Source organism: Flavobacterium sp. MMS24-S5, assembly GCF_050320125.1.
Lineage (GTDB): Bacteria > Bacteroidota > Bacteroidia > Flavobacteriales > Flavobacteriaceae > Flavobacterium > Flavobacterium tyrosinilyticum.
Genome location: NZ_CP190016.1, coordinates 543,369 through 556,277 on the forward strand (window position 1 = coordinate 543,369; position 12,909 = coordinate 556,277).

Sequence of the window (12,909 nt, forward strand, 5' to 3'; positions counted from 1 at the left end):
CACTCAGTTTTGTAAAACAAGCCGCATATTTAGAATTTTGTCCTGGTCATGTGTTTCCGCCGTAAGTGGGTCCTGTAACAGTATTATAAGAAGCATTCATGGGTAAAACCTGACTTGTCTTGGCATTGACCCAAACGTGGTTTCCTGTGGTATAATCGATTCCTACAATCGCAACATATAGGTCGCTGTCTGCAAATGTCGAATTATTACTAATCGTAAATGGTACAGGCCTTGAGCATGTATAAGGCTTGAAAACACTAAAAAAAGTGTCATCAAAAAAGAAAATCTTTGAAGTCTAATTTTATTCATATCTAAATAATTTTGGGGTTACATAATAATTAGATTCTAAAACTAAAGTCATTTGAAAATGACTAAATGATCCGCCAGGTGCAACTGGTCTGCCCTCCTTGAATTACACCCAACGGATTTAAAAATTATTTCTTAATTAACTTTTTACTCCAACTCTTTTGATCTGATTTGAAGTTCAGAATGTAGATTCCTCTGCGAAGTCGACTTACATCAATTACACTTACATTTTCTTGAGGTTTATTTTGTAAAACCAAATTTCCAGAGTTATCATAGATCGTGATCACTTTATTGTCTAAGTTTTCAGGAGATGAAACTTGAACATAGTTTGTTGTCGGATTCGGATAGACTGCAAAAACAGTTTCTTCTTCCTGAGGCTCTTCTGCAACATTCAAAGCCATTCTAGCCGTTGACGAAGATCCGTAAGCTTCAATTTCATACAATGAATATCCGTAAGGAGCCAAAGCTTTTGCTGTACATAAAATGCGAAGATATCTTCCTGTTCCGCTTACCGCTAAATCATCCGTTCCGCCATCGCTTGCCGTTTGTGTACTGATGGTTTCATTTTCTGTAAAAACATTGTCAGTTGAAAGCTGTATTTTATATTGAGTTGCATAAGCAGCTTCCCATTTTAAAACTACTCTGTTAAGCGTATAATTACTTCCTAAATCAACATAAATCCATTCGGTTGCATTGGCAAAAGAACTCGCCCATCTTGTACCTCCATCTCCATCTGTTGCTTGGTTTGCAGTAAAAGTCGCATTTTCTAATGTCGAAGCCGTTGCTGTTTTAGCCAAAGCTAAATTCACATTTGGAGTTTCTGTAGTGGCTAAATTTAAAGCCCTCAGATTGTCAAAATAATACGTGTTTCCAGAATTGGTTCCCGGTTCAAACAAGAAAACAAAACGGTTGACATCATTATCTGGAGTTGAAGCGTCTGGCGTGCTTACATACGTAAAAGTAATAGTATGCCAAGCGTTACTTTGTTTTACCACTCCCTGATAAATACTGTGTCTTCCAACTGGATAATTGGACGGAACTGAGGCACTACTTTCTGCCTGCCATGAAATAATTGATCCAACTGGCGCAGAAGTGTAAACATCCATAGCGAATTTTTTTGTTCCTCCTTTAAAATCACCAATGTTGTTTAATGTTGTATTGAATGAAAAGTTATCATACAATTCTGTTGATTTGCGAACGTATTTTCCAACATTCGAAGAAGTATTGATTCCGCTTGCATTTGGATTTGCTGTGTTTGCCGTATACGTTCCAATAGCATCTCTAAACGTGATATTATGAATTGTTTGATAATCCTCATATACTACACCTTGCGTAAAAGTATCTGGAAGCTTAGTCGATCCAATTCTAATATTATCAAAATAATATGTATCGCTTGTGTACGAACCCGAATTGAACAATAAAACCATTTGATTTACTGCCAGATTCGAAGTTCCAGCATCCGGACTGGAATTATAGTAGAAAGTTAATGTTTCCCATTGGTTTTGTTTGGTTGTAATGGCTACATAATTGCTATTTCTTCCTGTCGGATAATTGGCTGGAAGCGAAGTCGCACTATTTTCAAAATTCATGCTTACAACCGTACCAATTGGCGCCGTTGTATAAACATCAATCATAATTTTATTGATCTGACTTTTGAATAATCCCGCATCTTCAATTGAAGTTTGTGTATTAAAGAAAAGCACATCATATTGCTCAGATGCATTTCGAACGTACTTCGCTACATTTGCAGATGAGTTAACAGCATTCGAACCTGGATTTGCCACAACAGAGTACGTTCCTGTTGTAGTTCCTTTTATAATTTTATTTGCTCCATCATAATTTTGCAAAACATCTGTGGCAATAATCGGTTTCTCTGGCGCTGCTTTTGTCAGCAGATTATCAAAATAATATGTCGCTCCAGAATTAGAATTCGATTCAAAAAGAATTACAACATTATTAATCGCTAATGCGCTCGTATTTGGATCGATTACTTTTTCAAACTCAAATTCAATTGTTTCCCATTTGTTCTGAACTGTTGTAGTAGCTTTAAAACCGCTATGTCTTCCCGAAGGATAATTGGTTGCCGTCGTAACATTGCTGTTTTCTAACTGCATAGAAATTTTTGTTCCAACAGGAGCCGAAGTATAAATATCAAACGAAAGTCTTTTTCTTCCGTACACATAATCATTCGCGTTGGTAATGGTTACGTTTCTAATATTCAAAACATCGTACAATTCGCTTGAATTTCGAACGTATTTTCCAACCAAAGCAGAAGTGTTAATTCCTGTAGCCGAAGGATTCGCAACAGCTTCTGTCAAAACTCCCGTTTTTACAGGATACAATACATTTCGATTACTCTGGAAATCTTCATGTATTTTTTCTACTGGCAATGCTGGTTCGGTTGTAACGGCTAGTTTGTAAGTATTGACATTACAGCTAGAAACCGTTGCAGCCACAGAAACATCTCCTCCAGTAGTTCCCCAATTTACAGTAATTGAATTTGTTCCCTGTCCTGATGCAATTGTTGCTCCTGCTGGAACTGTCCAGTTATAGGTCGCCCCCGCAATTGCATTTACAGAATAGGTTTTACTAGTTTCATTTTGGTATACTTTGTTATCTCCTGCTACCGCATATTTAAAACTCCCATCGTAAACACGAACATAATCGACTTGTAATTTTGCTGGGAAATCACCTGGAACTGGCGCTACTCCCGCTCCATTTACACTGGTATAAGGCGTTCCTGCGCTACCAACAGCAAGGTTTAAAATGATATAAAACTGACTATCGTTAAAAGGCCATCCGCCATTAACCGTCGTATTTGGAGTTGCTGTATGAAATAAAACATCATCAACAAACCATTTGATAAAATTTGGTTCCCATTCTACCGCATAAACGTGAAAATCTGATGATAAATCTGTCGGAGAACTATAGCTTCTACCCGTAAAATGATATCCGTTTCCATCATAATGAATCGTTCCGTCTACAGATTGCGGATTTCTGTGTTTGGCTTCCATAATATCAATTTCACCGGTAAACGGCCAATTTCCGTTTACAGGAAGCATCCAAAAAGCGGGCCACGCGCCTTGTCCGTTAGATAACTTCATACGGGCTTCAACCCTTCCATATTTTAGAGAATATTTTCCTTCTGTAGTTAATTTTGAAGAAGCATACGGCTGATCTGGAAATGAAGCATTCGGCTCATACTTTGCCTGAATGTTCAAATAACTGTTTGCACCTTCTTTTACAATTGTCGCCTGATTCGGATCATAGCGCTGTGCTTCGGCATTTCCAAATCCGCAGAGCGACGGACAGCCATTTCCTGAGATGCTTTGCCATTTGGTCAAATCTACCGTGGTGCCATTAAATTCATCAGACCAGACAAGCGTATTACATTAGGCCTGAGTTTTAAGAAATGGCAGCAGTAAGAATAAAACTGCCACGCAAAATTGTTTTAATAAATAGGAATTACTTTTCGGTGGTCGGCCGAAAAAAAAGTCTTTTTGCTTCATTTTAAATAGGTTTTAGTTAGTAAATGTTATTTCTTCAATACAAATCATTTAAAAAAAATAGTTTGTATTTTCCGACAATAACAAAGCAATATTAACTAAAAAATCAGGCAAGACTTACATTTTTGAGTACGGTTTGACTACGGTACTATCGAAGAAATGTAACAAATCATCGATGAAATGCATAAAATAACTTAAAATTTCACTTAAACGAGAAAAATTAAAAATTGAGAATAAATTCCGTGATGTTTGTATCTGATGGAAGCTGCAATTTTTTACGAATGCGATAACGGGTATCTTCAACACCACGAACAGAAATTCCTAAAAGCGGAGCAATTTCTTTTGTATTGAAGTTCATTCGCAAATACGCACACAATCGCATATCGCGCGGAGTCAATTCTGGGTAACTCGATTTTAATCGCTGCATAAAATTATCATGCAATTGATTAAAGATTTCTTCAAATTCATTCCAATGTTTGTCTCCCTGCAATTCGTGGTCAATCAATTTATTGATTTTCGTCAGCAAACTGAAATTTACATTCGGATCATTCTTCTTATCAATCTGTCCGATCAATTCTTTAATAGAAAGTAGAATTTCATTTAAATGAATCAAATTGACTGTATTTGAAGCTACTTTAGCATTTTTAAGATTTATTGTCGTTTCGAGATTCTCTCGCACAATAGCCATATTCTGTTGTTCGAATGTCAGTTTCTGTTCGTTAAGTTCTGCACGGCTTCGAAGCAATTCTCTTTCCTGATTCTCTATTAATTGACGGCGTTGACGCTCAGCAACAGATTTCTGATATCTCACAATTAAATAAATTACAATACTATAAAGCGTAAAATAAAATAAGTATGCCCAAAAAGTTCTGTACCAAGGCGGTAAAACTTCAAATCGAAAAACAGCTTCTTCGCTGACCACATCATACATGTTTTTTGCCCTTACATGAAAAACATATTCGTTTTCAGGCAAATTGGTATATTCTTTTTCGGTCTGAAGACTATAATCTGACCACGTTGGCTCAAAACCCTCCAACCAATATTCATATTTCGTAGCATCAGCATCTTCAAAACAAAGCGATGCAAAAGAAAAATGAAGTGCATTGTTAGAATACGCTAATACGGTTGAAAGCTTGTCATTTACCGATCCCGTTTTGTTTGGAAGGACATCATAACGGCTGGAAAACAGTAAACTATCTTTTGGAAAAATGCATTTTACTTCTGAAATAACCGCTTTATATTTCGTTTGATATTTTTTGTTTTTAATGGCACTGTAATGAATCAAACCTTCTTGCGTTCCAAAAAATACATCACCGCTTTTTGTGGTTTGAATATTTTCGAATCCAGGAACATATAAGTATCGAAGTTTTCGAAAGGGAAGTTCTTCTGTCTTGAAACTTCCGTTTTTCTGTTTGCTCATTTTTCCTGTATTCTCACCAGAAATGTACCATATATTATCCTGCTGATCTGGTTTTAATAATCGGATATGATTTTCTAATCCCAAATATTTCTTGAAAACGGGATCTGGAATCATTTTTTTTGAAGATACATCTTGTCTGTAAACGCCTTTTGTGGTTCCAAACAAAATCTGATTATCGATTTTAAAGGTATTCAAAAACAAACTCGACGGAAATCCATTTTTATCATTATAAAACTGAATATCAGCAACTGAATCATACACTGCATTGAATTTCAATTTATAAATTCCTTTGTAGCCGTGCGCAATCCAAATGTTTCCTTGTTTATCGGTTTCCATAATTCTGCTGCTTTCTTCAAAACCTTTTATTCGATGCTGAAAAACCCACGAACCGTTTATTTGTTTTAGAAGATACAATCCAGTATAACCGCCAACAAGAAGCAAATCAGGACGATTCGGAACTAGAATTCCTTGCCAAGCGCCATCAATTTTAGCCAACGCTTTCGCGGAATTTCTACTAATTTTAAATATGCCATTTTTTTCAAATGCTAACAACGAATTGCCAAAAACACCAACATTCCAAACATTTTCAGACATTCCAGAAACATACTGAAACGTCACATTTTCTCTTTTTCCACTTTTATAAGCTTCCCAATCGAGCCAAAATACACCATTGTCTGTACCGATATACAATTTATTCTGATAAATCTGACTGCAGTAAATTTTGGTTTCAGAATTAGAACTATCTATAATTTTTGATAAAGGAGATGAAATCTGAATTAATGAAATTCCGCCTTTGAGTGTGACCCACAGATTGCCTTCCTTATCGATTTTAAAATTGGTCACATATTCGTTTTGAAGTCCCAATTGTTTGTCAATATGCTGAATCAAATGTCCTTCACTATCAATAACTATCAACCCAGATTGACGGGTTCCGATTCCGAAATATCCATCAGAAAGTTCAATTCCTGCCGAAATCTGATTTTGTTTTAATAAAGGATCAACTTCGGTTACAAAAGGCTTTATTTGATTTTCATTGAAAGTAAAAAGACCATTTTTTTGAGTTAATACTAAAAGTCCATTTTTGGTTTGAAAAATCTTTCGAACCTGCAATCCAACAAACTGCTGGCTATTTTCAACTGGAATTAATTCATTTTCTTTCAGCTTTAACAATCCTTTTCCATTGTCTGTAACATAGATTTCTTTTCCCACTTCGAAGAAATCATCAAAAGAGGTTTTGGCATTTATGACTTTGATTGTGTTGTTTTTGTAAATAAAAATCCTTTCATAAGAGAAAAAAATAACTTCATTATTTCGAATGACTGTATGAAGTACATCCCCAAAATTTCGAGCCGATTTAGGAAGCAGTTTTACTAAAGAAGTATATTGATATTGCCCATTTGGGAGCTGAATCACAAACCCGAAATCACCTTGCGCGCCTACATACATTTTATCGCTTTTATCAATTGTCATCGACCGCACCATGCTTCGGTTTTCTGGCTGTGTTACAATAGCCCAACGCACACCGTCGAATTGCATAACACCAAAATGATTGGCAAAAAACATCATGCCTTTGGAATCTTGCAAAACATCCCAATTTTCTGACGCAGCTTTATAGGTCTTCGGACTATAATTGGCTATAAAAGGAACACCAATCTTTTTAATTTGGGAATGGATAATTGGAGAAAATAATAGGAATAGAAGTAAAATTCTAGTTTTAAATTTCATCATTCTGTTTGTGTCTGTAGGTTAGTAAGTGACTTTGGGAAATCACTGCCTAAAAAAGACTCTTTGGGAAAAGCCATTTTCTAGGTAAAAAAACATTCCTTTTTAAATGTAGTAATAACAATTATTCAATATTACCAAACCAAAAAAGAGAATGTCGAAACTCAAATATATAAAAATTTATTTTAATGCAACAAATTACATTTTAATGAGAGAATTTGATAATTAGAAAATTTGCCAATTAGATAATTAAACTTTGTCAAAGTTTTGAACTTTGACAAAGTTCTTAAGAATCTGCCTTCGTACAAATAAACCCGACAGGTTTTGAAAACCTGTCGGGTTTAACTTGAAACGTGAAACTTGAAACAAAACAAACAAATCTTAAACTCCAAGCTTATCACTTAATTCTTCATATGAGCTAAAAAGCTCTGCTCCTTCCTCTTTTAAATCTTCATTATTGAAACCATTTGCAAAGCCGTACACTTTAAATCCTCCGCTTACTCCTGCTCTTACACCAGCTTTACTGTCTTCTAAAACAATGCATTCTTTTACCTCAAAACCCATTACTTCAGCAGCGTGAAGAAATATTCCTGGTTCGGGTTTCCAACTCCCAATTTGGTACGAACTGAATATTCTATCTTCGAATCTATCCAGCAATCCAGCCACTTCAAGATTCAAACGAATTTTATCTACTAGTTCGCTAGAGGCAACGCAATATGGAATTTTTAATCTTTCAATTTTTTCGATAAATTCTACAATACCATCCATTGGTTTTACCTGAGTTTTAAAAGCTTCAAAACTCTTTTCGCGGTATTCTGTTTCAAAATTTTCAGGAAGCTTTTGATCAATTGTTTCTTCAATATGTCTGAAACAATCTTTTAGATTTCTGCCATTAAAATGACGGTAAGCATCTTCCAGTTCCATTTCAAATCCGTGTTCCTGTGCCATTTCCAGCAGTATTCCGTTGCCGATTTTCTCAGTATCGACCAAAACCCCATCACAATCGAAAATTATGCATTTAACCATTTCTGTTGATTTTCATTTATTTATAAATTCCTCCTGAAGTAAAATCAGGAAATGTAAATTACAAAAAATAATCTAGTTCTTTCCTAAAGCTTTTCTGCTCATTTTCAGCATTCTGTACAGAATTACTCCTATTCTGTATTTTCAATTCCGTTTCAATTTGTACTTTTATAATCCTATCAAACCTATTTTTTAAAATATTAAAACCAAAGAATTTTGAAAAAACATCTTTTTATCATAACCATTCTGACAGCTAATTTTGCTGCTTTTTCTCAGAATAAAATCATCACAATTTCAAATTCATTAAAAGTGGACAGAGAATTTGAAACCATCGAATTGACTAAAAAGTCACTTGGATTAAATGCCGATTCGAAACTTGAAAATTATACTGTAAAAGACATTAGCAATAATACTTTCTTAGAAACTCAAACCGTAGATAATGATGGCGACGGAAATGCAGATGTTTTGCTTTTTCAGCCCAAAATCAAAGCTGCTTCTAAACAGGATTTTGAAATATTAGTTGGTACAAACCCTAATGCTTCAAAAGTCGTTAGCTGCTACTCCCGATTTGTTCCAGAACGCACAGATGACTATGCGTGGGAAAACAACAAAGTAGCTTTTAGAACTTACGGGCCAGTGGCTCAAAAAATGGTTGAAGATAAGATTCCAGGCGGAACATTAACTAGCGGAATCGATGCTTGGCTAAAAAGAGTCGATTATCCAATTATTAATAAATGGTACGAAAAAGCCACAAACGGAACCGGAACGTATCATAAAGATACTGGCGAAGGTTTGGATAATTTTCACGTAGGTGACAGTCGCGGTGTGGGCGGAATTGCTGTAAATGTTGATGGAAAATATTATTTTTCTAAAAATTTCATCAGCTGGAAAACCATTACAACAGGGCCTATCAGAACGAGTTTTATTCTGACTTATGCCGATTGGGATGCAAAAGGCAATAAAATAACGGAATCAAAATTAATCAGTTTAGATTACGGAAGTCAGCTTTCTCGCTTTGAAATCAATATTACGGGAACCAAGCAAATTGCTGCTGGATTAACGCTTCATGACAAAAAAGGAACAATCGGAACAAATCTAAAAGAAGGCTGGCTAAGCTATTGGGAGCCAATCGACGATTCTGAAATTGGCACAGGATTGGTTGTTCCTAAAGGCAATTTAATCAATTTTGACAATCATGTAACAGACGAAAAAGATCTAAGTAATCTGTACGGAAATATTGCTGTTAAGAACAATAAAGCTATTTATTATGTTGGCTTTGGATGGAAAAAAGGAAGTCCGTTTCAAACTAAACAAGAATGGGAAAAATATTTAAGCTCTTTTGCGGAAAAGGTTAATAATCCTTTGATTGTGAAGGTGAAGAAATAATTATTTATGCCTCTAAAGCGCTAGGACACGAAAGTTTTTAAGCCACAAATTAAAGGATTAAAATGATTTTATTTCACGCAGATTTTGCTGATTATAGCAGATTTAATTTAGATTTTAATTTAAAACAAATCTGCCTAAATCTTTTTAAATCTGCGTGAAACAAAAAACTTTGCGTCTCTGCGACTTTGCGAGATTAAAAGGTAAAACTAAAAAAACTTAGTGCCGTAGTGGCAAAAAAACTATCGCTTAACAGGAAAATAATTCTCCTTCAAAATAATTTCTAACGGAATATAATGCGTTCGCTCCGTCTCTTCTTGCAGAACCAATTTCTTATACAAATAATTAATACCCATATAACCTTGATCTTCCGGTCTCTGATTGATTAAAAAATCAATTACGCCTTTGTTTAAATATTCGATATTCTCTTTCAGCAAATCAAAACCAATGATCCTAACACCTTTTATATTGTTTTTTTCTAAAAATTCGGCAACAATATACGCTCGAGAATTGGGTACAAAAACGCTGTTTACGCCGGAAAACATTTCTAAACTCAATTGATCGATTCCGGAATCTTTTAAGGTAAATTCAGAAAATTTAAAATTGGTCAATTCATCGTGGTCTTGAAAATACGAATAGAAACCTTTTATACGTTGCTGATACACAGAAGTGCTTTCGATTTCTCTAGTAATCTTAAAAATTAAAACTTGTCGCTCATTTTTCACCGCAAAACTAATTAATCTTCCGGCTAAATAACCGCTCTGAAAAGCATCTTGCCCTACATAAGCATGTTCGTTTTCTTCAGAAATATTCGAATCGATCATCACAATCGGAATATTCTTTTTTTCATATTCCTTTAAAAACTGAACAGAATCTTCGTAAAAAATTGGTGCAAACAAAAGTCCGTCGCAATCAAATTCTAATACTTTATGAGCCGATTCTTTAAACGATGCCAAATTATAATCGTAGAAAAAATAATCCAATACGATTCCGAATTTACTGAATTCCAAAGCTGCTTTTTCTATTCCGTCAGTTTGACTTTTCCAATATTCCAAAGTTTCCGATTTTGGAAGGAAAACTGCAAAATGAAACTTTTTGTTCAGTGCCAGATTACTTGCCAAAATATTTCGGGTATAACCAAACTCTTCAATTATTGCATTCACCTTATCTACGGTTTCCTGCGCTACTTGTCCGCGTTTGTGTATAATCCTGTCGACAGTTCCGGCAGAAATATTAGCTAGTTCGGCAATTTTTTTAATTGTTATGATATTGATTCTTTTTAAGTTAAAAAAATAAAAGCAGTCGGGTAAAATTAATTTATTTTATTAAAAATAAGTTGTTTTACATCACTTTTTGCATACATTTGTAAAACACCGTGTGCGTACACGCAAATATACATATAACACTGAAAAATAAAAATAATAATCGATTAAAATGATACTAGACTCATTACAAAATGCACCAAAATACTACGGTCTGCATCCAAATTTCAAAAAAGCTTTTGATTATGTAAATCAAAATGACATTGCTAATCTAGAAGAAGGAGCTTTTGAAATTGGCGAAGGTTTAAAACTAATTGTAATTGTTGGACAAGGAAATACAAAAGAAGAAGCCGTAAAAGGATTTGAATGTCACGATAAAAACATCGATATTCAAATTTCGATTAAAGGACCTGAAACTTTTGCATGGAAACCGAGAGAAAAATGTGTAAACCCAAATGGCGATTATAACGATGAAAGAGACGTTCGTTTTTTTCATGATGCACCAGATACTTTTTTTGAAATGCAGGAGAAACAATTTGCGATTCTGTTTCCAGAAGATGTTCATACCGCAATGATTGGTGAAGGAACACTGAAAAAGATCGTTATTAAAGTAAAAATATAAGTCATGAGCACTATTCAGAATTCGATTGAGGTCATTGTAAAACAAGGAATGCTTCCATTGTATTTTAATGCAAAGGAAAGCAAAAGCATCACGATTTTAAGAACACTTTATAACGCTGGAATTAGAGCAGTAGAATATACAAGTCGCGGTCCAGAAGCGCTTTCTAATTTCAAAAAAATGGTTGAAGTAAGAAACGCTGAAATGCCAGGAATGCTTTTAGGAATTGGAACTATCAAAAATTTAGCGCAAGCAGAAACGTATCATTTAACAGGAGCCGATTTTTTTATAAGCCCAGGATTTGTTCCTGAAATTGCTTCGTTTTTAATTTCTAAAGAAGTTTTATACGCTCCAGGCTGCATGACGCCGACTGAAATTATCGTAGCCGAAAATGCAGGAGTAAAATTTATTAAACTTTTCCCTGGAAACATCTTACGGCCAGATTTTATGAGTGCCATCAAAGATGTTTTTCCAAACTTAATTTTTATGCCAACTGGAGGCGTTGATACAACACGCGAAAGCATTGAAACTTGGTTTAACGCGGGTGTGTCTGCTGTAGGAATGGGAAGCAAATTAATTAGTAAAGAAGTAATGGAATATGGTGCTTACGAGACAATCGAAAAAGAAACCAAAAGGGTTTTGGATTTGATAGAAACAATCAAAAGTTAAATTCCAAATTTAAAAACCCAAATTCCAAACTCAATACGAACTGATGGGGCTAAATAAATCAAAAAAGTAAAAATTAATTATACAAAAATGTACTTTATTTCCAAATTGGAATTTGGATTTTAAAGTATTGAAAATTAGAAATTAAAATGGATTCAATATTTAATTTAAAAGGAAAAATTGCCTTAATAACAGGTGGTGCTGGAGTTCTAGGAAGCAGATTTGCAAATACCTTGGCACAACAAGGTGTAATTGTCGGAATCGTTTCTCAATCATTGGAAAAAGCCGAAAACACAGTAAAAGCCATAGAAGCAAACGGCGGACAAGGTTTTGCAGTTCAGGCGAATGTTTTAAATAAGGAAGAAATAGAAAAAGCCAAAGATTTTATTGTTGAAAAATACGGCCGTCTAGATATTCTAATTAATGCTGCAGGAGGAAACATGCCAGGTGCAACGATTCAGCCTGATCAAGCGGTTTACGATATGAAAAGCGATGATCTGCAAAAAGTCATTGATTTAAATATTATCGGAACTATGCTTCCAACTCAGGTTTTTGCCGAACTTTTTGCGAAACAGAAATCAGGAAACATCATCAATATTTCATCGGCTTCAGCACAAAGACCTTTAACGAGAGTTGTAGGTTATTCTGCTTCAAAAGCGGCAATCGACAACTTTACACAATGGATGGCGGTGGAATTGGCTCAAAAATATGGCGAAGGACTTCGTGTAAACGCTATTTCTCCTGGGTTCTTTATTGGCGAACAAAACCGTGCTTTATTATTGACTCCAGAAGGAAAACTGACTCCAAGAGGTGAAAAAATTATCGATCATACGCCAATGGGAAGATTCGGAACTCCAGAAGATATTGACGGTGCGCTTTTATTTTTGTGCAGCGACATGTCAAAATTTGTTACTGGAACAATCTTAAAAGTTGACGGCGGATTTGCTGCAACAAGCATTTAAGATTTCAACCCTCTCCTGCAAGGTTTCCAAAACCTTGTAG

General features: G+C 35.0%; 8 protein-coding genes. 4 read left to right on the forward strand and 4 right to left on the reverse strand.

The window, feature by feature from the left end; all coding sequences use genetic code 11:
- Positions 1-434 precede the first annotated feature (434 nt).
- From ACPWTF_RS02355 to ACPWTF_RS02365, 3 genes are all read right to left on the reverse strand, one after another.
- Positions 435-3,650, reverse strand: coding sequence for a family 16 glycosylhydrolase (locus ACPWTF_RS02355; protein WP_427874237.1), 3,216 nt, complete (start codon positions 3,648-3,650; stop codon positions 435-437).
- Between the two features lie 382 nt (positions 3,651-4,032).
- Positions 4,033-6,960, reverse strand: a complete 2,928-nt coding sequence (locus tag ACPWTF_RS02360) for a triple tyrosine motif-containing protein (protein ID WP_427874238.1) — start codon at positions 6,958-6,960, stop codon at positions 4,033-4,035.
- Positions 6,961-7,335: 375 nt separating this feature from the next.
- On the reverse strand, positions 7,336-7,980 hold the full coding sequence (locus tag ACPWTF_RS02365; RefSeq protein WP_427874239.1) for an HAD family hydrolase: 645 nt from the start codon (positions 7,978-7,980) through the stop codon (positions 7,336-7,338).
- Between the two features lie 213 nt (positions 7,981-8,193).
- Between ACPWTF_RS02365 and ACPWTF_RS02370 the strand changes: the two genes are divergently transcribed.
- Complete coding sequence (locus ACPWTF_RS02370; protein ID WP_427874240.1) at positions 8,194-9,363, forward strand: DUF4861 family protein; 1,170 nt, start codon at positions 8,194-8,196, stop codon at positions 9,361-9,363.
- Positions 9,364-9,602: 239 nt separating this feature from the next.
- Here the strand turns inward: ACPWTF_RS02370 and ACPWTF_RS02375 are convergent, their stop codons facing one another.
- On the reverse strand, positions 9,603-10,673 hold the full coding sequence (locus ACPWTF_RS02375; protein ID WP_427875726.1) for a substrate-binding domain-containing protein: 1,071 nt from the start codon (positions 10,671-10,673) through the stop codon (positions 9,603-9,605).
- Positions 10,674-10,794: 121 nt separating this feature from the next.
- On the opposite strand from ACPWTF_RS02375, the gene ACPWTF_RS02380 reads away from it, so the two are divergent.
- The 3 genes from ACPWTF_RS02380 to ACPWTF_RS02390 all read left to right on the forward strand — a co-directional run bounded on the left by ACPWTF_RS02380 (position 10,795) and on the right by ACPWTF_RS02390 (position 12,869).
- Positions 10,795-11,244, forward strand: coding sequence for a YhcH/YjgK/YiaL family protein (locus ACPWTF_RS02380; protein ID WP_427874241.1), 450 nt, complete (start codon positions 10,795-10,797; stop codon positions 11,242-11,244).
- Positions 11,245-11,247: 3 nt separating this feature from the next.
- Complete coding sequence (locus ACPWTF_RS02385; protein ID WP_427874242.1) at positions 11,248-11,910, forward strand: bifunctional 4-hydroxy-2-oxoglutarate aldolase/2-dehydro-3-deoxy-phosphogluconate aldolase; 663 nt, start codon at positions 11,248-11,250, stop codon at positions 11,908-11,910.
- Between the two features lie 146 nt (positions 11,911-12,056).
- The gene (locus tag ACPWTF_RS02390; RefSeq protein WP_427874243.1) at positions 12,057-12,869 is read left to right on the forward strand and encodes an SDR family oxidoreductase; all 813 of its coding nucleotides are present in this window, start codon (positions 12,057-12,059) and stop codon (positions 12,867-12,869) included.
- The last annotated feature ends 40 nt before the right edge of the window (positions 12,870-12,909 follow it).

Coding starts and splice junctions, on each gene's coding strand:
- ACPWTF_RS02360 (WP_427874238.1), bottom strand. CDS start 6,960: ATGATGAAATTTAAAACTAGAATTTTACTTCTATTCCTATTATTTTCT.
- ACPWTF_RS02365 (WP_427874239.1), bottom strand. CDS start 7,980: ATGGTTAAATGCATAATTTTCGATTGTGATGGGGTTTTGGTCGATACT.
- ACPWTF_RS02380 (WP_427874241.1), top strand. CDS start 10,795: ATGATACTAGACTCATTACAAAATGCACCAAAATACTACGGTCTGCAT.
- ACPWTF_RS02385 (WP_427874242.1), top strand. CDS start 11,248: ATGAGCACTATTCAGAATTCGATTGAGGTCATTGTAAAACAAGGAATG.
- ACPWTF_RS02390 (WP_427874243.1), top strand. CDS start 12,057: ATGGATTCAATATTTAATTTAAAAGGAAAAATTGCCTTAATAACAGGT.